Below are 26,458 nucleotides of genomic sequence, written 5' to 3' on the forward strand. Positions count from 1 at the left end.
TATTGGCCGTAATTGTGACCTGATTTACAATTTTTCGCAAAAGCGACGTACAATCATCACCGGTCATTCAAAGTCGAGAATCGTGCCGAGTGTGTCAAATTCAGCATAATTTCTTGTCACAGAAGACCCGAGAAGTGAGATTGTCAGCAATTTGCACCGATTTGTGGAACGCGACACTTTCATTTCCTTTAGATGGAATAGACTGGTAGCCTCAAGATAAATCGGGGAGGGCACATGATCGAAGCTGTTGGCGCGAATATGGTGTTGGCGTCGGCGTCCGGTGCGGATTTGCCGGGTGTCAACGACTTCCTGCCTCCGGAAATCCTTTTCCAGGGCACGCCATTTGCTATCAATCGCATCATTCTCATCCGCATCGTCGCTACGATTCTCTTGCTCATCATTTTGGGCCTGACCGCGGCCCGTGCCAAGCTCATTCCCGGCCGTTGGCAGGGTCTGATCGAATTCGGCATGGACTTCGTACGCAACAGCGTGGTCTACGAGACCATGGGCGAGTTGCGTGGCAAGCGTTACGTGCCGATGATCACCACTCTGTTCTTCACGATTTTCTTCTTCAACCTTTTCGGTGTCATCCCCGGGGCCAACATGGCCGCGACGGCCACCATCACCATGCCGTTGGTCTTTGCCATCTGGGTATTGGTGCAGTATTGGGTCACTGCGTGCCGTGAAAAGGGACTTTGGGGCTACATCCGCGATGAATGCTTCACCCCCGGAGTGCCGTGGCCGGTCTACATCCTTCTGGCTCCGATTCAGCTGCTCGAGTTGGTCATCATCCGCCCGGCGTCGCTGACGATTCGACTTTTCGCCAACATGATTTCCGGCCACCTTACGGTCGCTACCTGCCTGGCGTTCGCCCAGTTCTGGATGATCGAGTCCGCCAACAAGATGGTCGGCATTCCCGTGGGCGCCGCATGGTTCCTCGGTGGCATCGTAATGACGCTTTTCGAAGTGTTCGTAGCGTTCCTGCAGGCTTACGTCTTCTCGATTCTTGCAACGGTCTATATCAACCTGAGTTATCCGGACGAGTGAGAGGCCCTCGATAGTCCAACAACAAAACGTGACAAAAAGAATTCAAGTTTTTAACGTGAATCCATCCCGTTAGAAAGGAAAACAAATGGATATCATCACTCTCGCAGCGGTTTCTGGCAACCTGAGCGTTATCGGCTACGGTCTGGCGACATTGGGTCCTGGCCTCGGTCTGGGCATTCTCTTCGGCAAGGCCATGGAGTCCACGGCACGTCAGCCCGAAGTCAGCGGCAAGATCCAGATGATCATGTTCATCGGCTTGGCACTGGTCGAGGTTCTCGGCCTGCTCGGCTTCGTGGCTCTGCTTATCAAGTAGTCTCATAACTTGGCAAGAAAGTACAAACAGCAACAAAACGTGAAAGGAGGACTTCATGGTGACACTTGCAGACGGCGGTATTGATCTGTTTATTCCGAAGGTCTATGACATCGTATGGTCCCTGATCATTCTTGCCATAGTCGCCGTGTTCTTCTACAAATTCTTCATGCCGAAGTTCAACGCCATTTTCGACGAACGTGCCGAAAAGATCGAAGGCAACATCGCCAAGGCCAAAAAAGCCAAGGAAGATGCGGACTTGGCCAAGAAAAAGTATGAGGACCAGCTCAACCATGCCCGTGTCGATGCCTCCAAGATCACCGACAACGCCCGCGGCGAAGCGACGAAGATCATTTCCGACGCCCACACCCGTGCGGACAAGGAAGCCGAGCAGATCACCGCGAACGCCCAGCGTTCGATAGCCTCGCAGCAACAGCAGGCGATGGTGACGCTGAAGAGCGAGGTCGGCACATTGGCCACGGCTCTCGCCGGCAAGATTCTGGGCGCCAAGCTCGAGGACAGCGACGTGCAGACCAACATGCTCGACGGCATGATTGACGATCTCGACAAGAAAACAGACAGTACGAAGTGATATGTTCCGTCAACCATCGGAATATGTTGCGGCACATGGATTTGAAACAGTATTCATCCAAAGAAGGTGAGGTGAGCAATGCGAGGAGAAGCGTCACTCAGCGCTGATCGCACTTCGCGTGATTCCCTGGCTCCGAAATTGAAGGACAAGGGGGAGGGCGCGTGGCGAATCGGCGAGGAGCTGTTCGTCGTTACCAATCTGCTCGACCACGATGCACAGGTGGAGCGTTCACTTACCGACCCTTCCCGGCCCACTGCCGACAAGCAGGCACTTGTCAAGGCCATTCTTGCCGATCAGGCCGATCCTTTGACGGTGGAGATTCTCGATGATCTGGTCTCGCGCAATTGGAGCCGGGTTCGTGATATCGCCAACGCTGTTGAGGACTTTGCCGTCGACGGGATGATGTATTACGCCGATGCGACCGACAGCACACTTGCGGTCTCCATCGAATTGGCGGAAATGCGTTCCGCGTTGCTCAAGATGTCGGTGCTGCGTTCCAAGCTTTCCGACGAATTTGCACCGGCCAAGGCGCGTCTGGACCTTTTGCACGCGGTTTTCGCCGATTCGAAGCTCAACAAGGTGACCATGAGATTGGCCGAACATGCCGTTGCCAATCCGCGTCATCGTCGCTTCCTGGTGACTCTTGAGTGGCTTATCGCCAAATTCACCCATCATATGGGCGAATCGATGGTCACCGTCACCACGGCCACGCCGTTGAACAAGACCCAGATCAAGCGGCTCGCCGCAATCTACTCGGCCAGGCTTGGCCGTCCGGTGCATATCAATTCATCGGTCGACCCCTCGGTTTTGGGCGGGATGCGCGTGCAGATCGGGGCGGACGTCACGGATAACACCGTTGCCGCTCAGCTGTTGCAGCTACGCCGAAAAGTGAGTACGGAGATGTGAGCGGTACGCCGGACATCGAGAAAACAACAAGGTGCTTCAAACGGCACCTGTACCAAGACTTATCAGTCAACAAATTAATCAATAAGGAGTGATCATGGCAGAACTTACCATTGATCCTGCGAGTGTGCGAAAGGCCCTCGACGATTTCGTCGATTCGTACAAGCCCAGTGACACTCCCACCCAAGAGGTGGGGTTTGTCGCGACGGCCGGCGATGGCATCGCGCATGTAACGGGACTGCCTGGTTGCATGGCCAACGAGCTGCTGACGTTCGAAGACGGCACGCTCGGCCTGGCTTTCAACCTTGATCCCCGCGAGATCGGCGTGGTTATCCTCGGCGACTTCGCAGGTGTCGAGGAAGGCCAGGAGGTACGGCGCACCGGAGAGGTGCTTTCCGTGCCGGTCGGCGACGGCTACCTCGGGCGTACGGTTGACCCTCTGGGCAAACCGATCGATGGCTTGGGTGAAATCAAAAGCGAAGGCCGCAGGATTCTCGAGGCGCAGGCCCCGGATGTGATGCATCGTCAACCCGTTGTGGAACCGCTTTCCACGGGGTTGAAGGCCATTGACGCGATGACACCGATCGGCCGTGGTCAGCGCCAGCTCATCATCGGCGATCGCCAGACCGGCAAGACGGCCATCGCGATCGATGCGATTTTGAACCAGAAGAGCAACTGGGAGAGCGGTGACCCGAAGAAGCAGGTACGCTGCATCTATGTGGCCGTAGGCCAGAAGGGCTCCACCATCGCCTCCGTGCGTCAGAGCCTCGAAGAGGCCGGTGCCATGGAATACACCACCATCGTGGCCAGCCCGGCTTCCGATTCCGCAGGTTTCAAGTACATTGCCCCCTACACCGGCTCGGCCATCGGTCAGCACTGGATGTATCACGGCAAGCACGTCCTCATCGTCTTCGACGATCTGTCGAAGCAGGCCGAGGCCTACCGTTCGATTTCCCTGCTGCTGCGTCGCCCGCCGGGGCGTGAGGCCTACCCGGGCGATGTCTTCTATCTGCATTCCCGTCTGCTCGAACGTTGCGCCAAGCTCTCCGACGACCTTGGCGGCGGTTCGATGACCGGTCTGCCGATTGTGGAGACGAAGGCGAACGACGTGTCCGCCTACATCCCGACGAACGTCATTTCCATCACCGACGGCCAGATCTTCCTGCAGTCCGACCTGTTCAATGCCAACCAGCGCCCCGCAGTGGACGTCGGCATCTCGGTCTCCCGCGTCGGTGGCGCGGCCCAGACCAAGGCATTGAAAAAGGTTTCCGGCACGCTGAAGATTTCGCTGGCGCAGTACCGTTCGTTGCAGTCCTTCGCGATGTTCGCCTCCGATCTGGATGCGGCTTCCAAGGCGCAGTTGACACGTGGCGCGCGCCTGACCGAGCTGTTGAAGCAGCCGCAGTTCTCTCCGTATTCGATGGAGCAGGAGGTCGTCTCCGTGTGGGCCGGCACCCACGGCAAGCTCGATGATCTGGAAATCGTCGACGTGCTGCCTTTCGAGCACGGTCTGTTGGATTATCTCGAGCACAACACCGACATCCTCAAGACGATTCGTGACACCGAGAACTTCACCGCTGACACGGAGAAGGCTCTGGATGCGGCTGTCGAGAAATACCGTGAGAACTATGTGACCAAGGCCGGCAAGCCTTTGGTCGTAAAGTCGCCGGTCGCCACCACTCCTACCAAGATTGAGCAGGAAAAGATTGTGGCGGGTGATAAGTAACCCATGGCTTCGCAACTCGGATTGAAATCACGCATCACCTCCACCACGTCGTTGGGCAAGATCTTCAACGCACAGGAGATGATCGCTTCTTCGCATATCGCCAAGGCTCGTACTGTGGCGCTCAACGCGAAGCCATATAGCGACGCGATTTTCGATGCCGTCCAGGCGCTGGCCGCACATACCGATATCGATCATCCGATTGTCAAGTCTACGGAACACAACCCTCGGGTCGCCGTTCTCGCCTTGACGTCGGATCGCGGTATGGCCGGTGCCTATACCTCGTCGATCATCCGCGAGACGGAATCGTTGCTCGCTCGCCTCGACGAAGCGGGCAAGCAACCTCTGCTGTACGTTTATGGCCGTCGTGGGGTTTCCTACTACCAATACCGCAATCGCCAGATCGCGGCGACGTGGGAAGGCAACACCGATCAGCCGGGCGCGGATACCGCCAGGGAAATCGCCAACCGGCTGTTGGACGACTATATGAAAACGGCTGCGCAGGGCGGTGTTTCCGAGCTGTATATCGTCTTCACGGAATTTGTGAACATGGTGGTGCAGAAGGTTCGTGTGCTGCGCATGCTGCCGGTCGAACTGGTCAGAAGCGACGATCGCAAGCCTGATGCCAATGCCGCGGCTCAACCCGCCGATGACGTTAAGTCCGGAAACGGGCAGGCCGATTCTTCGGCGGCTACGGAAGCCGGGGATGTGACATCGGTGGCGAAAAGCGATCAGCTGTCGCCGCTCTATACGTTTGAGCCGAACGTCGACAAGGTCCTGGATGCGATTCTGCCGAAGTATGTGCAGTCGCGTATCCATGAATGCCTGTTGACCGCGGCCGCCTCCGAGACGGCATGCCGACAGAACGCCATGCACACAGCGACCGACAACGCCAACAACCTGATCGATACCCTTACGCACCAGCTCAATGCTTCGCGTCAGGCTTCGATCACCCAGGAACTTACTGAGATAATCAGCAGCGCAGATGCGCTGAACAAAGAGGAAGAGTAGGAACGCTTATGGCACAAAACGAGTCAACGGCTCAGTCCAGCGCGACCTCCGCCGACAAGGCGAACGATCTGAATGCCGGACGTGTGACGCGCGTCCAGGGTTCAGTGATCGACGCCGAGTTTCCGGCGGGGCACCTGCCCGACATCTACAATGCCCTGAAAGTCAAGATCGGCAACGAGGGAGACACCGAAGGCGAGACCGTCAAGGAGATCACCCTTGAGGTCGAGCAGCAGATCGGTGATTCCACGGTGCGTGCCGTCGCTTTGAAGCCTACCGATGGCCTCGTGCGCGGTGCGACGGTCACCGATACGGGCGGCCCCATCGAGGTGCCGGTCGGCGACGTGACCAAGGGACATGTATTCGATGTCACGGGCAATATCCTGAACGCAAAGCCCGACGAGCATATCGAGATCAAGCAGCGGTGGTCCATCCATCGCAATCCGCCGGCCTTCGACCAGCTCGAGAGCCGCACCAAGATGTTCGAGACGGGCATCAAGGTCATCGATTTGCTGACCCCGTACGTCGAGGGCGGCAAGATCGGCCTCTTCGGCGGCGCAGGCGTCGGCAAGACCGTGCTGATTCAGGAGATGATTCAGCGTGTGGCGCAGAACCACGGCGGTGTCTCCGTATTCGCAGGCGTCGGCGAACGTACCCGCGAGGGCAACGACCTGATTGGCGAGATGGGCGACGCAGGCGTTTTGGAGAAGACCGCGTTGGTCTTCGGCCAGATGGATGAGCCCCCGGGGACGCGTCTTCGCGTGCCGCTGACCGCTCTGACGATGGCCGAGTACTTCCGCGACGTCGAGAACCAGGACGTGTTGCTCTTCATCGACAACATCTTCCGCTTCACGCAGGCGGGTTCCGAGGTCTCCACGCTGCTCGGGCGTATGCCGTCTGCTGTGGGCTATCAGCCGAATCTGGCCGATGAGATGGGCTCACTGCAGGAGCGCATCACCTCGACCCGTGGCCACTCGATCACCTCGTTGCAGGCCATCTACGTGCCTGCCGACGATTACACCGATCCGGCCCCGGCCACTACCTTCGCCCATTTGGATGCGACCACCGAGCTCTCTCGTGACATCGCTTCCCAGGGCATCTACCCGGCCGTCGACCCGCTGTCGTCCACCTCGCGAATCCTCGATCCGCGCTACGTGGGCCAGGAACACTACGACACCGCGAACCGCGTCAAGGCGATTCTGCAGCGCAACAAGGAACTTCAGGACATCATCGCCCTGATCGGCATCGACGAGCTCGGTGAGGAAGACAAGACCACCGTCAACCGCGCCCGTAAGATCCAGCAGTTCCTGGGCCAGAACTTCTATGTCGCGAAGAAATTCACCGGCTTGGAAGGCTCCTATGTCAAGGCTGACGAGACGGTCGAGGCGTTCAAGCGCATCTGCGACGGCAAGTATGACGACGTGCCCGAGCAGGCGTTCAGCGGCATCGGCGGTATCGATGACCTCGAGCACAAGTGGCACGACATGCAGAAGGAATATGCGTGATGGCTGGCTCCACGATGAAGGTGAATATCGTCGCTTCCGACCGTCCCTTGTGGAGCGGCGTCGCGAAGTCCGTTTCCATCCCCGCCAGCGAGGGTGGTATGGGTCTTCTGCCCGACCACGAGCCGATTCTGACGGTTATCGACAAGGGCACGGTTTCGGCCATTGACGTTGACGGCAACCGTCACAGCTTCGAGGTGACCGACGGATTCGCGTCGTTCGATTCCAACTCTCTGACCGTCGCCGTGGAAACCGGCGTGGACACCAAGAAGGATCCGACGGCAACCAACGACTGATTGGCCAATGGGCTGTTTGTCGGCAACTTTCGTCAATAAAGTGGAGACATCGATACATTCGATGCCTCCACTTTTGCTATCCCTTCGCTGCCTGATGAGTGACTTGTCCAAAAGGTAACCGAATGTTTCCTCGGGTTATGATGAGTCGAACTTCCGGGTTTCGCCCAGAGGCTCGGGTAAGGTAGCCAACGTGCGAATTATTGTTGCTGACTGCTCTGCCGTCTATTCCGGGCGCCTCAACGCCTCATTGCCCATGGCCAAGCGTGTGCTCATGATCAAGGCCGACCAGAGCCTGCTGATCTTTTCCGAGCTCGGTTCCTACAAGCCGCTCAACTGGATGGCCGCGCCTTGCAGCATCCGTGAGGTGACCCCGGAACCCGAAACGAACAACAGAGACGATGTAATGGTGTCGTCAAGTCAAGAGGAAAATGTCGGAACAGTGCCAGGGGCGGAAGATGACATCGCCGCGAAGGATTCTGTTCAAACCGATATCGATGCCGATGCGAATGCCGAACCATTGCCCGAAAAGGTCTTTCGTGTCGCCTCGCAGAAATCGACCGACGTCCTAGAAGTGACGGTGCAGCACGTCTATTCCGACGAGACCTACGATTTGGGGGAGGACCCGGGGCTCATCAAGGACGGCGTGGAAGATCATCTTCAGTATTATCTGGCGGCTCAGATCGAGCGGATCGGCAAGGGCGCGAAACTGGTGCGCCGCGAATTTCCTACGCCCGTCGGCCCGGTCGATATCATGGCCATCGACGGCAACGGCCAGCACGTAGCCATCGAAATCAAGCGTCATGGCGGTATCGATGGTGTCGAACAGCTCACTCGTTACGTAAAACTGCTCAACAAAGATCCGTTGCTCGCCCCGGTCCGCGGTATGTTCGCCGCCCAGACCATCACCCCGCAGGCTCGTGTCCTGGCCACCGAGCGCGGTTTTGATTGCCTTATCCTCGATTACGAGGACATGAAGGGCACCGATGACGACAGTCTGCGCTTGTTCTGATGAAAATCAGCACTAAATAAAAACGTGCCGGACTTTTAATTCGATGTTCTGTTTCTGGGGTCTTGTTGCAGTTTATCTGTCTATCTAATTCGGCCGAATCGGGTTGCGGGCCAAAAGAGTTGGTATAACCGGGGTTTGGTCTATAGCCCCCAAAGCGAAATCTGTATGGAGTGAGGCAAGATACAAAATTCCCGGACAACATACAATGGCGAATGTCCGGGAATTTCTGTCCTGATTTAATTGTCGGATTCCTGCAACCAAATCACTGCTGGCCTTGCATTTGCCCGTAATCGTAGAGTATATCGACCACGAAGTAGAGCGTCGAATTGGCGGGAATCTTGGCCTGTGCGGTCTTGCCGTAACCCAAATCCGGGGGAACGACCAACAGCACCTGCGAGCCGACCGTCTGTCCGGCAAGGCCCTTCTTCCAACCATCGACGACCTGCTGCAGCGAGAATTGCGAGGACTTGCCGCGATCCCACGAGGAATCGAACTTCGACGGCTTGCCGTCCTTGTCCATCACCCAGCCGGTGTAATGCGCATCGATGGTGTCGGTGGCGGCCACCTTCTTGCCCTTGCCCTTGATCAGCGGCTGGACGACGAGGTCGTTGCCTGGTTTGTAACCGTTGAAATCGATGGAAGGTGCACCTTTTTCACCGAGCGTCACTTTCGGCAGGTTCGCGGGAACGTCCGTCACCTTGGTGCCTTCGGCCCGCGTTATCGGCTTGGATTGCGAGACGAGGGTGATCGCCATGATGTATGAGGTGCTGTTCTTGTTGTGGTCATTGATGCCGAAAGCGACGGTCGAGTTGATCTTCTGGTCTTTGAGCACGTTGTAATAGGTTTTGCCCGTACCGTCCTCGTTCATCACCATCGAGCAGTCGGGTGTGTTCTTCTCCCAGGTGCTCATCATCTCGCTGCCGTCCTTGGCGTTCAATGCGATGCCCTGGATGCAGACATGATTGTTTTTTTGAATGGCCGGGCCGTTGCCTTTTTGCAGCACGACATAGGAATTGTTGACCACGCTCATCGGGGTATGGAAGGTGATTTTCGGCTTTTTGCCAAGCGCACCGGTTGCCTTGACGCCGGCCATCTGTGTGCCGGCAGAGGTGTCTGAGGATTTGCTGTTGCCGCTGTTTGATTCGCAAGCTGCCAAGCCGAATGACAGGGCGATGGCGCAGGTTGCGGCGAGAATGCGGCCGAAAGTTCGGGTGTGTTTGTTGCTCATGGCTCACCACATTAGCCCTGAACCTTGATTTAGCGCATAGTCGGAGATGGCTGAGCGGATATCGCTGGCTGGCTGATGGTGATTGGCCGTGTTGGAGATGTGTTTTTTTCTGCAGCTGTCCCTGCGATGCAGAGTAAATCACAGAATTCGGCTCAAAAGTGTGATTTGCTTTGTATCCGTCGTGAGCTTACAGAGTAAATCACAGAATCGGGCCTAAAAGTGTGATTTACTCTGTATACAATGATGTAATACTGTGATAATCGTTCACAGAATTCTATCGGATAGACCTTGTAGAATATAAGGCAATATGACTTCAGAACAGGATAAAAAGACTAAACACAACGCAAAGCCGACTAAACACGCGGTGATCATGCGTGGCGTTGTCGCGCCGATTTTCGGCCTTCTCGCGGTGTTGTTCATCGTCTTGGGCGCCTTGAACATGACGGTTTGGAAACCTGCGCGTGAGGTCAGTGCGACCACCTCGATCTCCGGAGCCCGTTACGTTGTCACCGATTCCGGGATGTTGAACCTACTCGCCAAATCCGTCAATATAGAAGTGAGCGCTCACGGCGACCGGGCACAGGCCTCAGCCAAATCCGATAAAGCCCAAGCAACAAAGTCCCATAAAACCAAAACAGCAAAATCCGCAGCGCAGACTTGCGTGGCCTTGGGCAACGCCAAAGACGCCACCGGCTGGATCGCCGGTCAGCAATACGTACGAGTGACCGGTCTGGATGATTGGAAGAGGCTCTCCACCAAAACCGCTATGGGGCCCAAGATCGAGACCGTGGCAGGCGGCGACGAGATCGCTTTCAAGAATTCGGATATGTGGACGAGCGTGAAGTGCGGCGATTCCGCGATGAAGCTGAACCTCAATGACGTGAGAAGCGATCAGGTGATGGTCGTCGACATGGGCGCGTCTGCGAGGAAATCGGCGCGGCCGAGCGTCACCATCACCATGCATTGGTTGCGCGATCGTGTTCCCAATCATGCGGTGCCGTTCTTCGTCGCGTCCGGCGTGTGCGTGGTGCTGACCATATTATCCGCCTCGCTTTTCGCGATCATGGCCAACGAATCGTTCAAGCGCAAGCGTGCGAAGCGTCGTGAGAGGCGCAAGAAGGCGAAGGCCGAAGAAGTTTCGATTTCCGAGGCGATGACCGGAAGCATCGCCGTGCTCCGCAGAAGTCTGGTGCACTCGAGCCATAACCATCGTCCGTCTCATAAGATTCAACCTTCCGATCTCGCGGGTTCTGGGGCCTCGTCCTCGGCTGAAGATAGCGGGGCTGGTGCGGCGAGTAACGGATCGCTGCTATCTGCCGGTACAGGAGACGGGAATTCGGACGCCGAGGTCTCGGCACCCAGCATCATCGACCCGACCAGACGCAATCTTGTGGCCGATATGCAGATGAGCAACGACACGGACGAAGACGCTGAAGGCGAAACGGATACCACGGATACCGCAGAAGAAGCCGCGTCCGATTCTCATCAGGTTCTTGACGGCCCATCCGCCGGACAAACCGGCGAAACTGAAACTGAAACTGACCAACCTCAGAGTTCCGAAACGGAAGATTCCAGCGAGCCGGCTGCCACGGATGCGGCTTTCACGCAGGCGCACGAAGATGCTGATGCTGCAGATGCTGATGAAAATCATCAAGACATGAGCCGTTTCGCCCGGCACCGCGGCAAACCGGAACAGGAATCCGAATCGGATGCCACTGCGTCGTCGGCTTCGGTAGGCAGGCATTCGCGGCATGCCGCGGCCAGTGATACCAGTGATGATCATCTCCGTAGTGCCAATAGTGCCGATAATCGCGATGGCAGCGACAAGCGCAACGATGCTGGTGATCGAGATGACGCCAACAATGCCAATGGCCATGAAGAAAAGGATGCCGACTTCAGAACTGCCAGCGTGGCCGTGTCGCTTGAGCATCAGGAGGGCGACTCCGAATCCGGCAACGCCGAACATGCAAACACTCAAAATGGCGAGGCCCGCACGGCCTCAAGCGCTGACGAATTAATCGACAAGGACCACGCGCAGGCCGAGACCACGGTGATTTCGGCGGCCGATCTCCGTGACTATTTCGCTCGTTTCTCTTCCGAAACGTCAGACGGCGATACGACGAGCAGTGATACGAACGACGATACGACGAACGGCGAGGCCGGGCCCGCCCAGGCCGATTCGGAAGCAACCGGCGAAGCGTCAAATGCGCATGGGGACGGGGAAACGGAATGAGTACGAAGAAACTGTTGAGAGCATTGACCGCCGTGGCGATCGCTGCAGCCACTCTGGTCGGCGTTGCCGCGTGCGGCGAGCGGCCCCCGAAGCCGCAGGGGGCCGAATCGTCGACCCAGACACCGGATATCACCGAAGCGCAGGAAAAGGCGATACGCAAGGCGACGCTGGACGTTCTTGACGCTTCGGACAACGCCAAAAGCCCGGACGGACTATCGGCGCGGGTGACCGGCCCGGCCCTTGAAGTGCGTACCAGCGAGCTGTCGATTGCCCAGGCAACCGGTGCGATCGATCCCAAGGCCACTATTCCGAAGGACATCGCTCAGACGATCATTCCCACCCAGTCGGGTTGGCCGCGTTCGGTGTTCTCGATCACCACCACGACCCAGGACCAGCAGTCCAAGCGGCTTTTGGTGATGACGCAGCGTAGCCCGCGAACCAATTACAAACTGTGGGGCGTGGTGAGACTCTTCCAGGGCGCGAAGCTTCCGGAATTCGCCATCCCCTCGATCGGTGCCAATATGGGGACGCCGGATGATTCCGGATTGTCGATGACCCCGCAACAGGCGGTGGATGAGTATGCGGACGTTTTGACGCACGGGCAGCAGAGCAAGTTCGCGTCGAAATTCAACAACGATTATTTCCGTGACGATCTTGACAAATTGTCCGCAACGGTCCAGCAGGGCATGGAACGCAACCATGGCACGCAGACTCAGGCTTTCATGCCGATTAAAAACGGAATCGCGGTGATGCGTTCAAGCGAAGGCGGCGACCTGGTGGTCTCGCAGATCAATTCGGAATGGACACGCATCGCCGGTGAGGGCCGTGAATCGCAGCCTGCCAGCGACGCGGAGCGCGCGTTATTCGGCCAAGGCAAGGCCACCGGCACCATGAAGGTGACGTATGTCAACATTCTGGCTTTTTATGTTCCTCCAGCCAAATCGGGTAAAAAGGTGGTCGCGGTAGGCGCCGAACGTCAGCCGATCAAGGTCGAAGCGCTCTAGGCCGTCGATTCTGGCTCTTGTTGCGCTTGTCGGGTTGCGCGGAAGATAGTTGGAGAATCGTAGCCAGATGATTACAATCGGATAATTATCGGCATCGCTTTGTTTCCTTTATTGCCGCGATTTTCTTTATTCCTATGGTCCGCCGACAGACAAAGCAGCACTCTGCGGGTCGGGCGACAGGTAGATTAGACTTGTGCTTATATGCATATCGGGCAGATAGCGATTCCTGTGTCGAGCCGACGCAGCAAGAAAGAAGGCACTTTTGGCAGCAGCAAATAAGCCCCAGACGAATCCGGGCATTTCCTTGGCGGGCGCGGTCGATTTGAGTTCGATTAAGCATCAGGTGCAGTCTGAACCGGGCCAGGCAGGCGGCGCACCGAGCGCGGGTGGTTATGTCATCGACGTTACCGAGTCCACATTCCAGGCTGTATTACAGACTTCCGCCACCTATCCGGTGGTGCTCTTGCTGTGGATTTCCACCGACGATCGCCTGTTTGCCATGGCCAAGAAGCTCGGGGATACCGTCAATGCCATGAAGGGCCAGCTGCAACTTGCCCGCATCGACATCAATGCGGAGCCGGGTATCGCCCAAGCCTTCCAGATCAAGGGTGCGCCGGCGTTGTTCGCGCTTATCGGCGGGCGGCCCATGCCGATTCTCGAGGGGCTGCCGAGTAGCGAGGAACTGACGCAGATCACCGACACCCTGCTGCCGCAGATCGTGCAGTTGGCCCAGAAGGCCGGGGTTACCGGAACGGCGCCGTATTCTGGCGATCCTGACGCCGATGCTGCCGCTGCTGGCGAAGGCGGAGCGGATGCGGCCGAGCAGGTCCCGCCTGAGCACCAGCAGGCTCATCAGCTTGCGGCCGACGGCGACTACGCCGGTGCCGCCGAGGCCTATGCTCAAGTGCTCGAAGCCAACCCGAACGATACCTTGGCCGCCCGCGAACGTTCCAAGGCCTTGCTGCTGGCCCGTTCTGGCAGCGCTGACGTGCGAGAGGTACGTGCCGCCGCGGCCGAGCATCCTGAAGATGTGGATGCGCAGCTTGCCGTAGCCGATGTCGACATGATCGGCGGTCAGATCGAGGATGCGTTCTCGCGTCTTCTGGACTTCCTCGCCGCCGGCCACAAGGCCGACCTGGAGCCGGTGCGCAAGCGCCTGCTCGAGTACTTCGTCATCCCCGAGCCCGACGACCCGCGCCTCAAGGCCGCCCGCCGTCGCCTCTCGACGCTGATGTACTGAGACTGGCTATTCCTGATTCGGCAGAGTGCACTTTTCTGACGTTACCGCTAGAAAAGTGCACCTTACTTTTCATTAGTGTGAATGTTTGCGAAGCTGCCGTCAGAAGGTTGCTTCAGAAGTCGATGATTCGTGCCGGTTGCGGCCGTAGATCTGCTCGAAATGGGGACCTTGTTCGGCCAGCTCACGATCGAAGTCCCCGTTCCAGCTCGCAAATGGCCTGCTGGCAAGTCCATCGTTGGAGAAACGCACTTGGTCGGTGATTTCGGTGACGCAGAAATCGGGGATGATCAGGTTCGTCACCGGCCGGCTGCGCTTGGCTTCGGCCACCACAAGTGGCGCGTTGGACCCGCCGAACACATCGATGTCCCAGCCGTCCTCGCCGATCCACGCGGCGAAACGGTTCTTGATGATGACCTCCCCGCCGCGTTTGATCAGCTCCGCGGCGATGTTGACGTCGATTTCGCGCTCCGCCTCATAACGCGTGCCGCCCACGGATGGGCCTTTGACGGTGACGCTGGCTTCAGTGAAATCGTCGCGGTATCGGTCGAGCGCGGCCATCGCGTCGGTGTCGTCGTTCATTTCGATACGGGTTTTCCGGCTCGACAGACGCACGCGCAACGCATAGTTATCAGAGTGAACGTAGTAACTTTGCACGATAAGGGTCGGCGCGCTGCCATCGTCCAGTTCCTCGGGCATCTGACGGCAGAAGAACCGCCGATCGAATTCGAAGTCGTTCATTTCAGGGGCCATAGTCCAAGTCTAGACGAAATGGCGGCATCGTGCACTTGCCTGTGTATAAACGTGATTCTTTATGCCACGCCGTTGGTCGGCTACGGTGCTATGCTTTGAGTTGTTGTTTGGGTCCGTAGCTCAGCTGGATAGAGCGTCTGCCTCCGGAGCAGAAGGTCGTGGGTTCGAATCCCATCGGGCCCACAGATTCGCTAAAGTGCACTTAGTTTTATAATGTTTCTTAGTCTTTTATAATTAACGATGGGCTTCAGATATGAAACGGAGAGTTGCAAGTATAAGTGAAACTTTCCGTAGTACCGTTTCAAATTCTCAAAATTAATAAAGTGGGGATTTGCAAAGTAGCAATCAATATAAAATTTCGATTCCTTCGATAAGGCTCGAGTTATTTGGTCGAGACTCAGAAGGTTGCCGAGACACGCTAGACTGAGGTGCATGAATCCTGAAGCGTTGAGTGAACTTATTTCTGATATTGCACATGGGCTGGTTGAGGCCGGCCAAGCCGGCGATCTGACAGCCGAGCTGGTGCCGCCGGTCGAGAAGCTGGCCGTGATGCGGCCGAAAGACCGTGCACACGGCGACTGGTCGTCGAACGTGGCGATGCAGCTGGCCAAGAAGGCCGGTATGAAACCGCGCGACCTGGCCGAGGCGTTCGCCGCCAAGCTGCGTGACGCCGACGGCATCGCCTCCGTTGAGGTGGCCGGGCCCGGCTTCATCAACATCACGCTTGATTCCGCTTCCGCTGCCGCCGTAGTCTCGCAGATCCTGGACCAGTCTCTCGACGTCGATCCCGTCGATAAGGGCGTCGAGGTCTGGAAGGGCAAGGATAGCGATACCGATACCGCAACCACTGCGAAAACTGTACATTCCACCAAGTTCGGCCTGAACGACCACTTGGCCGGCAAGACCCTGAACCTCGAATTCGTCTCCGCGAACCCGACCGGCCCGATTCACATCGGCGGCGTGCGCTGGGCGGCGACCGGCGACTCCATGGCCCGCGTGCTCGAGGCCAACGGCGCCAAGGTCGTGCGCGAATACTACTTCAATGACCACGGCGAGCAGATCAATCGCTTCGCCAAGTCGCTGGTGGCTGCGGCCCACGGTGAGGAAACCCCGGCCGATGGCTACAAAGGCACGTATATCAACGAGATTGCCGACCGTGTGATCGCCGAAGCGAAGGCCGACGGCGTCGATGTGCTCGCCTTGCCCCGCGTCGACGGCGGCAAGGACAAGGACGGCAATGCGCTCGGCGAGGGCGATTCCGAGCAGCGCGAGGAGTTCCGCAAGCGCGCGGTGCCGATGATGTTCGCCGAGATCCAGCAGTCGATGAAGGATTTCCGCGTCAACTACGACGTCTGGTTCCATGAGAACAGCCTTTATCAGGACGGCGCCGTCGAAAAGGCCATCGCCTGGCTGCGCGACCACGGCGACATCTACGAAAAGGACGGGGCCACCTGGTTCGCCTCGACCAAGCACGGCGACGACAAGGACCGCGTCATTATCAAGTCCAACGGCGAGTATGCCTACTTCGCCGCCGACATCGCCTACTACTACGACAAGCGCCACCGTGAGATCAACCCTGCCGACGTGGCCATCTACATGCTCGGTGCCGACCACCACGGCTATATCGGCCGCATGATGGCGATGTGCGCCGCGTTCGGCGACAAGCAAAACGTCAACATGCAGATTCTCATCGGCCAGATGGTCAACGTGATGAAGGACGGCAAGGCCGTGCGTATGTCCAAGCGCGCCGGCAACGTCGTCACCATCGATGACCTCGTGGAGGCCGTGGGTGTGGACGCCGCGCGTTATTCGTTGGCCCGTACCGACTACAACACCAGCGTTGACATCGACCTTGATGTGCTCGCCTCGCACACCAACGAGAACCCGGTCTATTACGTCCAGTACGCGCACGCCCGTAGCTGCAACGTCGATCGCAACGCGCAAGCCGCGAAAATCGACGCCAGCGCTGCCGATCTGTCGTTGCTCGACACTCCTGCCGACGGCGAAGTGCTGGGCTCGCTGGCCCAGTGGCCGTCCGTCGTCACCGATGCCGGCGACCTGCGCGCCCCGCACAAGATCGCGCACTACCTCGAGTCGCTCGCCGGCACGTACCACAAGTGGTACAACCTCGAGCGCGTGGTGCCGATGGATCTGACCGGCTTGGATGAGCGCAAGATGGACGAGGCCGCGCGCGTCGCCAAGTGCCCGGAACCGGCCCGTGCCGCAGCTCGTTTGCAATTGAATGATGCTGTCCAGCGCGTCATCGCCTCCGGCCTGGCGATGCTCGGCGTCACCGCGCCCGACAAGATGTGATTGATAAATATGGCGAATCGGTCGCGTCTCTCGTTATGGGATGATGTGACCGATTTTTTTATGCATTATTTATCATTGTCTACAAGTCAATAGGCGATAGGGCAAATCAGAGGAGAGAATATGGTCGACGGAGACATCAGATTTACGGATGAGAAATGTTTCACGCAAGCGCAGGTCGAGCGTCTTTTCCTCTCTGTCGGCTGGGTTTCCGGAAAGTATCCGGAACGTTTGTACAAGGCCTTAATGGGTTCCTCCACGGTATTTTCCGCGTGGGACGGCGATCGGCTTGCCGGGCTGGTACGCGTTTTGGATGACGGGGCGATGATGGCCTATATGCATTACGTCCTGGTCGATCCCGAATATCAAGGCAGAGGCATCGCCGGCCACATGGTTGAGATGGTCAAGCAACGGTATGCGGATTATTTCTACATCGAAGTCATGCCGGAGGAAAGCAAGAACGCGGCGTTCTATCAAAAGCATGGGTTCGCAATCATGCAAGATGGCGTAGCCATGCAGATTTGCAATGGGTGAGTGAGCTTGTCGTTGGCCCTGTCGGCTACACGAGATATTGCAATTTTGGACTGATCTCTGTGCGAGCTCAATAGGTACATCACTGTGTTGAGATGATTCCACCATTTTCACCGCGTTTCGGTATCGTTAGGTACAGCTTGAAAATTGCGTGACAGACGAAGAATAGAGGGGACGAAATTATGGGCATCACTCCGATTTGGCCGGAAGCGACAGCGTTCAATGGCGACGGCGAACTGACTTTCCACGGGCACAGCGCCGCATCGTTGCTCGACGAGTTCGGCTCGCCGCTCTACCTGATCGATACCGACGAAGTGCGTGCCCGTGCGCGTAAATTCGTGCGTGCCGCCGCCGACGCGTTCAACACCTCGACCACCCACGTCAGCTTCGCGGGCAAGGCGTTCCTCTCCAAGGAGGTCGTGCGCATCGTCACCCAAGCCGGCATGTCCGTCGACACCTGCTCGATGGGGGAGATCGAGATCGCCCTTGCCGCAGGGGTGCCTGGGCGCCGGCTTGTGCTGCACGGCAACAACAAGTCCGACGAGGAGATCGAGCTGGCCGTGCGCGAAGGATTCTCGAAAATCGTCGTCGACTCGGCCGATGAACCCGCACGCATCGCCGCTATCGCGCACCGTCTCGGCAAGCGTGCCCGCGTCATGCTGCGCGTCACCTCCGGCATCCACGCCGGCGGTCACGAATACATCTCCACCGCGCACGAAGACCAGAAATTCGGCGTTCCGCTGCTGCCGGCCGGCGTCGGATCCGAAATACTTGATATTCTTGCCAAGCTTGGCGGCGCGACTGTAGGTGATAGTGCCCAGAATACCGCTGATTGTGCAAGTGGCAACGAGCTAGATTACTCGATCAAATACCCCTACGATATGAGCCATGTCAAGGTTTCCGACACCGAACGCGAACTGGCCGAAGCGATGAACGCCGTGGCGGACGGGCCGGCGCTCGCGGTGCTCAAAGACATCTACCAGCGCCAGGACGACCTCGAGCTGGTCGGCATCCATTCGCATATCGGCTCCCAGATCCACGACGCCAACGCGTTCATCGAAGCCGCGCGACGCATGATGCTCTTACGTAAGACCTTCTACGCCACCGACGCCTACACCCTGCCCGAGGTCGATTTGGGTGGCGGCTACTCCGTGGCTTACACCGATGCCGAGGATTCCATGGACATCGACGTCGAGCTTGGCAGGCTGGCCCAGGCCGTCACTTCGATCAACAAGGCGCTGGGCATGCCCGCCCCGGTCATTTCCTTCGAGCCCGGCCGCTGGATCGTCGCCCCCGCAGGCGTCACGCTCTACCGTGTCGGCACCATCAAGCGTGTGACGTTGCCGAAAGGCACGAAAGACCAAGCCGGCAATCCCATCGCCGAACGCACCTACGTTTCGGTCGACGGCGGCATGAGCGACAACATCCGTCCGGCGCTCTACGGTGCGGATTACACGGCCCTGCTCGCCAACCGCGATAGTGGCGGCGAAAAGGACGAAAACGGCAACCTCAAGGATTCCATGCTCGCCCGAGTGGTCGGCATGCACTGCGAGTCCGGCGACATCCTCGTTCACGAATGCCGCCTGCCGCGCGATCTCAAGCGTGGCGACATCCTCGCCATCCCGGTCACCGGCGCTTACGGCCGTACGATGGCCAGCAATTACAATCAGGCCCTGATTCCCGCCGTGATCGCCGTCAGCAGTAAAGACGCCCACCTTATGCTCCGTCGCCAGACCATCCAGGATCTGCTCGCCCTCGACGTGAGCTGACAATATTTGTCTTTCATCGCTGTCGAATTCATTTCCTAGGATTGGTAAGTCTATACAAGTGCGATGTAATAAAAGTGGTTGAAACGGGAGAGAGCATGGGTCAGGTGGAAGGTTCGTCGCGGCAGCAAGCGCAGGACGATGGCAGCGAGGCTGAAGTTCTACGCAAAGGCATTCACGACAGCTCGACTCCGATTCGTGTGGGTCTTTTGGGCGTGGGAACCGTCGGTTCTGAAGTCGCCAGGATTCTTTCGGAACAGAAGAACGAACTTCAGCAACGGATGGGCCAGCCGTTCGAGATTTCCGGCATAGCCTGCCGCGAACCCGAGAAGGTCGACTTTCCCTGGATCGACAAAACACTGCTCACCACAGACACCACATATGTTGCCAGTCACAGCGACATTCTGGTCGAGCTGATCGGCGGCCTTGAGCCCGCGCGAACGCTCGTGTTGAAGGCCCTCGAAAGCGGCGCTTCCGTGGTCACCGCGAACAAGGCGCTGCTGGCGAAATACGGTCCGGAAATCTATCGCACCGCCGAGGAGGACGGCGTCGATATCTACTTCGAGGCAGCCGTCGGCGGTGCGATTCCGCTGGTCCGCCCGTTGCGTGAATCGCTGGTCGGCGACAAGGTCACCAGCGTTCTGGGCATTCTCAACGGCACCACCAACTACATTCTTGACCAGATGACCACCAAGGGCCTCGATTTCGAGGTGGCGTTGAAGGACGCACAGGCCAAAGGCTACGCCGAAGCCGATCCGACCGGTGACATCGAAGGCGAGGACGCGGCGAACAAGGCGGCCATCGTAGCGTCTCTTGCGTTCCATACGCCGGTGAGCATCGATGACGTCACGACGGAGGGCATCACCAACATCACCGCCGATGACATCGCGCTGGCACGGGCCGAGCACAAGGTCATCAAGCTGCTTGCCGTCGTGGTCAACGGTGAACATGGCGTGTCCGCACGCGTCTACCCGGCGCTCATCCCCGACAATCATCCGCTCGCCAGCGTGCACGGCAGCTATAACGCGGCGTTCGTGCACGCGCAGGCGGCCGATGACCTGATGTTCTACGGTCGCGGCGCCGGTGGTGCGCCCACCGCTTCGGCGGTTATGGGCGATATCGTCACTGTTGCCCGTCATATCGTCCAAGGCGGCACCGGTCCGCAGATTTCGATGTACCAGAATCTGCCCAAAGCCCCGTTGAACGCCTCCCGCGCCGCGTTCGCCGTGCGTTTCCGTATTTGCGACCGCCCGGGTATCCTTGCCGCGATCTCCAAGACCTTCGCCGACCACAACGTCTCCATCAACGGCATCAATCAGGACCTGAAGCCGACCCCGCACGACCCCGGCTATTCGGGCGAGCAGCAGACCCTGCGCGTGGTGACCCACCAGTGCAACGAAACCAAGCTGCGCGAAACGGTGGAGGATGTCTGCAAGTTCGACTTCGTCATCGGCGAGCCCTCGATTTTGCGCGAGATGTAAGGTTCGGTTTCGTAAGGTCAGCGTTATCCTGTTGCTATCAGTTGGTAATAGTCGTTAGACGCGAGGCAAGGAGACGGATATGGCAGGAATGGCGCCGAAAGTTCGGCAGGTCAAGGTCCGTGTGCCCGCCACGAGTGCGAATCTCGGTTCCGGCTTCGACACTGTCGGCCTGGCGCTGGATTATCACGACGAGCTCACATTTACTATCAATGAAAATGAGCCAGTCGATAATCTGAATAACCCAAATAGTCAGGCCGGCCAATGCAATGGGGTCGATTTTTCAGATACCGCCGCGAAGGTAATCATCCACGGCGAGGGCGAGGACACGCTGCCCCGCGATGAGACGCATCTGGTAGTCTCGGCTTTCCGACGTGCCTGCGAGGCGTTCGGCCTATGGCGTTTCGGCTTCACCCTTGAGGCGCACAACAATATCCCGCAGGCTCGTGGCATGGGTTCGTCCGCTGAAGCCATTGTCGCAGGCATCGCCGCTGCGGCCGCTTTCGCTCAGGGAGACGCCGATTTCAACCGCGAAACGGTTTTCCAGCTGGCCGCCTCGATGGAAGGCCATCCCGACAACGTGGCTCCCGCGGTTTACGGCGGGCTTACGGTTTCGTGGAATTTTCAAACCGCAGAAGGTGTCGGGAGCGTAGGTATTCCCGGTGGCGAACCGCTGCGTGCCGGATTCCATACCGTCAACTATCCGGTCTCCAGCGCCATGACCGCTGCCGTCTTCGTTCCCGATTTCGAGCTTTCCACGCAAAAGGCGCGCGAGGCCCTGCCGCAGAAGCTGCCATACAAGGATGCGGTCTTCAACATCTCGCGGGTCGCGCTGCTCCCAGCTGCGATGAATCCGATGAGCCTTGTCAACGATTCCGTCAGCCAATCGGCAAATGATAATCTATCGGTTTCTGATAATATCGATAATCCCACCGTTGCCTCGCGTTCCAACGCCCTGCTGTTCGCCGCCACGCAAGACAGGCTTCACCAGCCCTATCGCAAGGGATTGATGCAACCGTCGTGGAAGCTGATCGAGACACTGCGCGCGCATGGTTTCGCCGCCGCAGTCTCCGGAGCCGGCCCGTGCGTGTTGGTGCTCCACTATGGCGACGCATCGGCGCAGATCGACGAGATCGCCGCCGCCCAGCTCTCGAGCGGTCACTGGCGCGTTCTCCATCTTCCCGTCAGCCCCCAAGGCGTTCAGGTCGAGCTCGAGTCGCGCTGACGCGTGGCGCGGGAATTGGGTAGGCTAGACGTAGATCTGTTCTTCTGCCGGCTGTGGCCGGTGAAATGTTTGGAGTGTTATGTCGATTCCCTTGGTTCTCGCCTCGCAGTCGCCGTCACGGCGCAATGTACTCAATGCCGCCGGCATTAGCCCGACCATCCACGTCTCGCATGTTGATGAACCTGCAGCGGTGGCCGCCGAGGCGAAGGCTCGTGGGGTGGCCGTCGAGGATTTGAGCTGCGAGCAGCGCGTGATGATTCTGGCGCGGGCCAAGGCGCAGAGCGTCTATCAGGCCTATCGGCAGGTTGCCGCTGCCGCACTCGGTGCCAGCGGCGAGCAGATGACCGCCTATCCTCTTGAAGCCGAGGGGAACGATGATAACGCCGGGCGCAATGCCGGTACGGCGAAACCCGCAAACGGTGATATAACAACGCTGACCCGCGATTTTTCAGCGGTCGAAGTGCCTGTCGAAGCCAAGCCGATGAAGCAGGCGTTGGCTGAGCATCCCGGATTCGCTGTGGCCGAGGTCGGCCCGCTGATCATCGGCTGCGATTCCATGTTCCTTTTCGAGGGTGTTGCGCTGGGCAAGCCGCACACCCCGGAAGTCGCCCGCGAACGGCTGAGTGCGATGCGTGGCAAGTCGGGCGAGTTGTGGACCGGCCATTGCCTGATCGATTTCGCCACCGGCCGGCAGAAGCTTGAATCCAGCCACGCCATAGTGCGTTTCGGCGATTATTCCGACCAAGATATCGAGGCGTACATCGCGTCCGGCGAGCCGTTGGAAGTGGCGGGATGCTTTACGTTGGAGGGGCTCGGCGGCGCTTTCATCGACGGTGTCGAGGGCGACCCGAGCGGCGTGCTCGGTCTGAGTCTGCCGTTGCTACGCCGCATGGTCGTGAGTATGGGCGTGGCGTGGACGGATCTTTGGAATACCGGTCTTGGCAAGGTGGCTGCAACAAGAATGCAATCGCAGGCTGCGTCGCAAGTTGCGGATGGCTTGAAAGTGCAGAATGATGCGGTTTCGGTATCGTTAAATGGCGAAAATGCTGATAACGATATCGAAACGTCATCAACAAAAACGAAACCGAATACCGAGAATATTGATACAGGTGAGCCATCACTATCTGCAAGGACTAAGGCAAAGGCCGCGGCCGCCAAAACGCAGTCCGATGCCGAGGCGCAGGCCGCGTCAATCGTGCCGCCGAAAGACAACGTTCACCAGCCCGGCGATGGCTGGGTACAGTGCGCCTGCGGACGTCGCCATTGGGGACTGAACGGTGCCGCCGGCGTGTTGCTCGCCCGGCGTAGCCAGGAAACCGGCGAAGTCACCGATATTGTCATGCAGCATCGTGCGATGTGGAGCGCGGAAGGCGGCACTTGGGGCATTCCCGGCGGTGCGCTCGCGGACGGCGAGAGCCCGATCGAGGGTGCGTTGCGCGAAAGTTACGAGGAGGCCAACATCACCCCGGAGGACATTGAGGTTGTCGGCACGCATCGTGAGGAGCACGGCCCGTGGGCCTACACCACGGTTTTCGCCTTCGAGAAGCCGGGGCATGAGGTCAACCCGCACCCCAACGACGACGAAAGCATGGAGATTGCGTGGATTCCGGTCGGCGAGGTGCCCGACCGCAAGCTGTTGACCGCGATGAACGCTGACTGGCCGCATTTCGTCGGGCGTCTCAACATTCTGGCTAACGATTATCGCAATAAGTAACGGTTTTCAGCTCAACAGTGCGGCGATGAGGGCTATGATGATGGGGCTGGAAATCGTGGAAATCAGCACACCGTCGCGGGCGAAGGTCATGCCGACGTTGTAGCGGGCCGCGTAATTGTAGACGTTCTGGCCGGCCGGCAGCGCCGCGAGCACGACGCAGGCGTAAAGCACTTTGCCGGTGAATCCCATGATGAACTTGGCGATGAGGAAGGCGATGAACGGCATCACCACGTTCTTCAAGATCGTCACCCCGATGACCGCGGAACGCGAGCTCTTGTTCTGCATCGGTTTGGTGCCGCGCAGCGACATGCCGAACGCCATCAGGATCATCGGAATCGCGGCCTGTCCGATCATGTTGACCGGGTCGTAGATGAATTTCGGAATGGGGTAGTAGCCGATCCATGCGGTGATGGCCGCGACGAGGATGCCGCCCAGCGAGCCGATCAGCAGCGGTTGATGCAGCGGCTGCATCAGCGCCTTCTTCACCGACATCTTGCCGGTGGTCGTGTAGTCCAGGACCGTCAGCGCGATGGGCGTGAAAATCGCCTGCTGCATCACCAGGATCGGTGCCACCAGCGCCCCATTTCCCAAAATGTAGGTGGCGATCGGCAGGCCGATGTTATTGGAGTTCAGGTACAGCGAGTTGAGCGCGCCAACCGTCGCGTCGGCCGGTCCCATGTGATAGAAGAATTTGTTCAGGATTAGAAACAGCAAGCCCACGGCCAGCGCGGAGAAGAACGCAACGATGATCGAAGGATGGAAGATTTCGAGAATCGGTTCCTTGGAAAGGATTGCGAACATCAAAAACGGGTTGGTGACGAAGAACGCGTAACGGTTCAGAACCATCTGCGCGCTCGGGCCGCCGATGTTGAAACGCGCCGCCACGTAGCCGGTTCCGATGATGACGGCGATGACCACAAATCCCTGCATCGCGCTCAGCAAACCCATGAATCTCTCTCCCTTGGCTGCGGCCTACATAAACCATGCCCTCCTTAATATAATCTCATGATCGGCGATTTGTGAAGACCCGTCTCAAGAACATAATCAGCAGGGAACCATCGTTCGATATATTTTGAGGACATTATAGGCCGACGACATCAAACAAAATTTGGCAAACGGTAGGGAATCTATTTGATTTCGCAATCGGGGGCTGACAATTAGAGAATGCTGGTCGTGTCCCGGATTTGGCGGATGTGTGAAATCTCGCCGCCGGTTCGCTAGGATAAAACCATGAGTCTGATGATAAAGCAGGGATCCACGCGCGAGGCCGCGCTGGATGGGCTGTTCGAGGAATTGATGGGGTCGTATTCCGTTTCCGACGACGAGACGGCGCTCGCGGATGAGGTCGAGGCGTTCTTCCGCGAGCAGTCGCATCTGACCGTTCATCGTTTGGGCGATACGGTGGTCGCGTCCACCTCGCTTGGGCGAGGGCAACGGGTCGTGCTTGCCGGCCACCTCGACACGGTTCCTGTCATCGACAATTTCCCACCGCTTTGGCTTGAGCCGGGGGACAAGCGTATCCGAGACGACGTGGCGAGCGCGAATCCCGGCCAGCGCGTGATGTTCGGCCGCGGAGCGACGGATATGAAGGCCAGCGACGCGGTGATGCTCTATCTTGCGGCCACGATGACCGCGCCGAAATATGACCTGACCTACGTTTTCTATGACCACGAGGAGGTCGTCGCCGAAAAGAACGGCCTTGGCAAGGTGGCGCGTGCCCATCCCGACTGGATACAAGGCGATTTCGCCATCATCGGCGAACCCACCGATTGCGGCATCGAAGGCGGGTGCAACGGCACCATGCGTTTCGACGTGGTCACCCACGGTGTCGCCGCGCATTCCGCCCGCGCCTGGATGGGGGAGAACGCGATTCACAAGGCCGCCGAAGTCCTCGGCCGGCTCGCCGCCTACGTGCCGCAGGATGTCGAGGTGGACGGCTTGACCTACCGCGAAGGCGTCAACGCCACCCTTATCTCCGGCGGCAAAGGCACCAACGTCATTCCCGACGAGTGCCGCATCCACGTCAACTATCGTTTCGCGCCTGACAAGGATCTGCCGGCCGCCAAGGCGTTGATGATGGGGACCGATGCCGGGGCCGAGATGGGCAACGGCGAGCACAGGGCCACCGGCGGCATGTTCGAAGGTTTCGATATCGAGATGAAGGACGAATCGCCGTCGGCACGTCCCGGCATGGACGCTCCGTTGGCGCGATCTCTGGCCGATTTGGTCGAGCAGAAAACGGGACTTGCCCCGCAGGCCAAACTCGGGTGGACCGATGTCGCCCGTTTCTCGTCCATCGGCGTCCCGGCCGTCAACCTCGGCGCCGGCTCCCCGCTTTTGGCGCACAAGGCCGATGAACAGATTCCGGAAAGCCAACTCGTGTTGCTTACCGACATCCTTGAGGATTGGTTGCGTTAGCGGGTCAATCGATTGTTTGGTGGAGGCTTCGCGGGCAATTTACGTGGTTTGCGTCCTATTGACGCGCGATGGACGTATAATAAAGGTTGGTGATTCTGCAAGTTGCCGAATTCCGATGGCGTTGATCCCCTCGCGTGCTAATCCGCGAGTGCCGGTGTCCGCCGTGACGAA

Annotated in this window: 22 protein-coding genes and 1 tRNA gene; 20 read left to right on the forward strand and 3 right to left on the reverse strand. The window is 58.4% G+C overall.

Going from position 1 to position 26,458, the window contains the following annotated elements:
- Positions 1-234: 234 nt before the first annotated feature.
- The 9 genes from atpB (at position 235) to nucS (ending at position 8,390) form a co-directional block, all read left to right on the forward strand.
- Positions 235-1,047 carry a F0F1 ATP synthase subunit A gene (gene atpB, locus OZX74_RS01390; protein WP_277156815.1) on the forward strand — a complete coding sequence of 271 codons (813 nt, stop codon included), beginning with the start codon at positions 235-237 and terminating at the stop codon, positions 1,045-1,047.
- Between the two features lie 85 nt (positions 1,048-1,132).
- Positions 1,133-1,360, forward strand: a complete 228-nt coding sequence (gene atpE / locus OZX74_RS01395) for an ATP synthase F0 subunit C (protein ID WP_277156816.1) — start codon at positions 1,133-1,135, stop codon at positions 1,358-1,360.
- Between the two features lie 58 nt (positions 1,361-1,418).
- Positions 1,419-1,949, forward strand: a complete 531-nt coding sequence (locus tag OZX74_RS01400; RefSeq protein WP_277157370.1) for a F0F1 ATP synthase subunit B — start codon at positions 1,419-1,421, stop codon at positions 1,947-1,949.
- 78 nt (positions 1,950-2,027) lie between these two features.
- Positions 2,028-2,855: a F0F1 ATP synthase subunit delta gene (locus OZX74_RS01405; protein WP_277156817.1), complete on the forward strand. Its 828-nt coding sequence runs from the start codon at positions 2,028-2,030 to the stop codon at positions 2,853-2,855.
- A gap of 94 nt (positions 2,856-2,949) precedes the next feature.
- Positions 2,950-4,578 (forward strand): F0F1 ATP synthase subunit alpha, encoded by a 1,629-nt coding sequence (gene atpA / locus OZX74_RS01410; protein WP_277156818.1) that lies wholly within the window; start codon positions 2,950-2,952, stop codon positions 4,576-4,578.
- Positions 4,579-4,581: 3 nt separating this feature from the next.
- Complete coding sequence (locus tag OZX74_RS01415) at positions 4,582-5,586, forward strand: F0F1 ATP synthase subunit gamma (RefSeq protein WP_277156819.1); 1,005 nt, start codon at positions 4,582-4,584, stop codon at positions 5,584-5,586.
- Positions 5,587-5,594: 8 nt separating this feature from the next.
- On the forward strand, positions 5,595-7,088 hold the full coding sequence (atpD, locus tag OZX74_RS01420) for a F0F1 ATP synthase subunit beta (RefSeq protein WP_277156820.1): 1,494 nt from the start codon (positions 5,595-5,597) through the stop codon (positions 7,086-7,088).
- Positions 7,088-7,381 (forward strand): F0F1 ATP synthase subunit epsilon, encoded by a 294-nt coding sequence (locus OZX74_RS01425; protein ID WP_277156821.1) that lies wholly within the window; start codon positions 7,088-7,090, stop codon positions 7,379-7,381. Before atpD ends, OZX74_RS01425 begins: the two co-directional genes overlap by 1 nt.
- Before the next feature lie 190 nt (positions 7,382-7,571).
- Positions 7,572-8,390: an endonuclease NucS gene (gene nucS, locus OZX74_RS01430; protein WP_277156822.1), complete on the forward strand. Its 819-nt coding sequence runs from the start codon at positions 7,572-7,574 to the stop codon at positions 8,388-8,390.
- Positions 8,391-8,652: 262 nt separating this feature from the next.
- On the opposite strand, the gene OZX74_RS01435 is transcribed toward nucS, so the two are convergent.
- On the reverse strand, positions 8,653-9,618 hold the full coding sequence (locus OZX74_RS01435) for an FKBP-type peptidyl-prolyl cis-trans isomerase (protein WP_277156823.1): 966 nt from the start codon (positions 9,616-9,618) through the stop codon (positions 8,653-8,655).
- 307 nt (positions 9,619-9,925) lie between these two features.
- Here OZX74_RS01435 and OZX74_RS01440 point away from each other — a divergent pair, with 307 nt between their 5' ends.
- The 3 genes from OZX74_RS01440 to OZX74_RS01450 all read left to right on the forward strand — a co-directional run bounded on the left by OZX74_RS01440 (position 9,926) and on the right by OZX74_RS01450 (position 14,095).
- On the forward strand, positions 9,926-11,851 hold the full coding sequence (locus tag OZX74_RS01440) for a hypothetical protein (RefSeq protein ID WP_277156824.1): 1,926 nt from the start codon (positions 9,926-9,928) through the stop codon (positions 11,849-11,851).
- Positions 11,848-12,855 carry a hypothetical protein gene (locus tag OZX74_RS01445; RefSeq protein WP_277156825.1) on the forward strand — a complete coding sequence of 336 codons (1,008 nt, stop codon included), beginning with the start codon at positions 11,848-11,850 and terminating at the stop codon, positions 12,853-12,855. The genes OZX74_RS01440 and OZX74_RS01445 overlap by 4 nt, the downstream gene beginning before the upstream one ends.
- 262 nt (positions 12,856-13,117) lie before the next feature.
- The gene (locus OZX74_RS01450) at positions 13,118-14,095 is read left to right on the forward strand and encodes a tetratricopeptide repeat protein (RefSeq protein WP_277156826.1); all 978 of its coding nucleotides are present in this window, start codon (positions 13,118-13,120) and stop codon (positions 14,093-14,095) included.
- A 99-nt stretch (positions 14,096-14,194) separates the two neighbouring features.
- Here the strand turns inward: OZX74_RS01450 and OZX74_RS01455 are convergent, their stop codons facing one another.
- Entirely contained in the window at positions 14,195-14,845 is a 651-nt protein-coding gene (locus tag OZX74_RS01455; RefSeq protein ID WP_277156827.1) for a hypothetical protein, read from the reverse strand.
- Positions 14,846-14,954: 109 nt separating this feature from the next.
- Here OZX74_RS01455 and OZX74_RS01460 point away from each other — a divergent pair.
- The 7 genes from OZX74_RS01460 to OZX74_RS01490 all read left to right on the forward strand — a co-directional run bounded on the left by OZX74_RS01460 (position 14,955) and on the right by OZX74_RS01490 (position 23,869).
- Positions 14,955-15,028, forward strand: a tRNA-Arg gene (locus OZX74_RS01460).
- Between the two features lie 249 nt (positions 15,029-15,277).
- Positions 15,278-17,158 carry an arginine--tRNA ligase gene (gene argS / locus OZX74_RS01465; RefSeq protein ID WP_277156828.1) on the forward strand — a complete coding sequence of 627 codons (1,881 nt, stop codon included), beginning with the start codon at positions 15,278-15,280 and terminating at the stop codon, positions 17,156-17,158.
- A 120-nt stretch (positions 17,159-17,278) separates the two neighbouring features.
- Positions 17,279-17,689: a GNAT family N-acetyltransferase gene (locus OZX74_RS01470; RefSeq protein WP_277156829.1), complete on the forward strand. Its 411-nt coding sequence runs from the start codon at positions 17,279-17,281 to the stop codon at positions 17,687-17,689.
- Between the two features lie 179 nt (positions 17,690-17,868).
- The gene (locus OZX74_RS01475) at positions 17,869-19,455 is read left to right on the forward strand and encodes a diaminopimelate decarboxylase (protein WP_277156830.1); all 1,587 of its coding nucleotides are present in this window, start codon (positions 17,869-17,871) and stop codon (positions 19,453-19,455) included.
- Between the two features lie 170 nt (positions 19,456-19,625).
- Entirely contained in the window at positions 19,626-20,933 is a 1,308-nt protein-coding gene (locus OZX74_RS01480; protein WP_277157371.1) for a homoserine dehydrogenase, read from the forward strand.
- Positions 20,934-21,021: 88 nt separating this feature from the next.
- Positions 21,022-22,155: a homoserine kinase gene (locus OZX74_RS01485; protein WP_277157372.1), complete on the forward strand. Its 1,134-nt coding sequence runs from the start codon at positions 21,022-21,024 to the stop codon at positions 22,153-22,155.
- A gap of 79 nt (positions 22,156-22,234) precedes the next feature.
- Positions 22,235-23,869 (forward strand): Maf family protein, encoded by a 1,635-nt coding sequence (locus tag OZX74_RS01490; protein ID WP_277156831.1) that lies wholly within the window; start codon positions 22,235-22,237, stop codon positions 23,867-23,869.
- Between the two features lie 6 nt (positions 23,870-23,875).
- Here OZX74_RS01490 and OZX74_RS01495 read toward each other — a convergent pair whose 3' ends face one another.
- Positions 23,876-24,817 (reverse strand): AEC family transporter, encoded by a 942-nt coding sequence (locus OZX74_RS01495; RefSeq protein WP_277156832.1) that lies wholly within the window; start codon positions 24,815-24,817, stop codon positions 23,876-23,878.
- A 282-nt stretch (positions 24,818-25,099) separates the two neighbouring features.
- Between OZX74_RS01495 and dapE the strand changes: the two genes are divergently transcribed.
- On the forward strand, positions 25,100-26,287 hold the full coding sequence (gene dapE / locus OZX74_RS01500; RefSeq protein WP_277156833.1) for a succinyl-diaminopimelate desuccinylase: 1,188 nt from the start codon (positions 25,100-25,102) through the stop codon (positions 26,285-26,287).
- Positions 26,288-26,458: the final 171 nt, after the last annotated feature.

Source organism: Bifidobacterium sp. ESL0798, assembly GCF_029395415.1.
GTDB lineage: Bacteria > Actinomycetota > Actinomycetes > Actinomycetales > Bifidobacteriaceae > Bifidobacterium.

Bases quoted from the DNA above. Each gene is read 5' to 3' on its own strand.
- atpB (WP_277156815.1), top strand. From the start codon at position 235: ATGATCGAAGCTGTTGGCGCGAATATGGTGTTGGCGTCGGCGTCCGGT.
- atpE (WP_277156816.1), top strand. From the start codon at position 1,133: ATGGATATCATCACTCTCGCAGCGGTTTCTGGCAACCTGAGCGTTATC.
- OZX74_RS01405 (WP_277156817.1), top strand. From the start codon at position 2,028: ATGCGAGGAGAAGCGTCACTCAGCGCTGATCGCACTTCGCGTGATTCC.
- atpA (WP_277156818.1), top strand. From the start codon at position 2,950: ATGGCAGAACTTACCATTGATCCTGCGAGTGTGCGAAAGGCCCTCGAC.
- OZX74_RS01415 (WP_277156819.1), top strand. From the start codon at position 4,582: ATGGCTTCGCAACTCGGATTGAAATCACGCATCACCTCCACCACGTCG.
- atpD (WP_277156820.1), top strand. From the start codon at position 5,595: ATGGCACAAAACGAGTCAACGGCTCAGTCCAGCGCGACCTCCGCCGAC.
- OZX74_RS01425 (WP_277156821.1), top strand. From the start codon at position 7,088: ATGGCTGGCTCCACGATGAAGGTGAATATCGTCGCTTCCGACCGTCCC.
- OZX74_RS01435 (WP_277156823.1), bottom strand. From the start codon at position 9,618: ATGAGCAACAAACACACCCGAACTTTCGGCCGCATTCTCGCCGCAACC.
- OZX74_RS01440 (WP_277156824.1), top strand. From the start codon at position 9,926: ATGACTTCAGAACAGGATAAAAAGACTAAACACAACGCAAAGCCGACT.
- OZX74_RS01445 (WP_277156825.1), top strand. From the start codon at position 11,848: ATGAGTACGAAGAAACTGTTGAGAGCATTGACCGCCGTGGCGATCGCT.
- OZX74_RS01455 (WP_277156827.1), bottom strand. From the start codon at position 14,845: ATGGCCCCTGAAATGAACGACTTCGAATTCGATCGGCGGTTCTTCTGC.
- argS (WP_277156828.1), top strand. From the start codon at position 15,278: ATGAATCCTGAAGCGTTGAGTGAACTTATTTCTGATATTGCACATGGG.
- OZX74_RS01470 (WP_277156829.1), top strand. From the start codon at position 17,279: ATGGTCGACGGAGACATCAGATTTACGGATGAGAAATGTTTCACGCAA.
- OZX74_RS01475 (WP_277156830.1), top strand. From the start codon at position 17,869: ATGGGCATCACTCCGATTTGGCCGGAAGCGACAGCGTTCAATGGCGAC.
- OZX74_RS01485 (WP_277157372.1), top strand. From the start codon at position 21,022: ATGGCGCCGAAAGTTCGGCAGGTCAAGGTCCGTGTGCCCGCCACGAGT.
- OZX74_RS01490 (WP_277156831.1), top strand. From the start codon at position 22,235: ATGTCGATTCCCTTGGTTCTCGCCTCGCAGTCGCCGTCACGGCGCAAT.
- OZX74_RS01495 (WP_277156832.1), bottom strand. From the start codon at position 24,817: ATGGGTTTGCTGAGCGCGATGCAGGGATTTGTGGTCATCGCCGTCATC.
- dapE (WP_277156833.1), top strand. From the start codon at position 25,100: ATGAGTCTGATGATAAAGCAGGGATCCACGCGCGAGGCCGCGCTGGAT.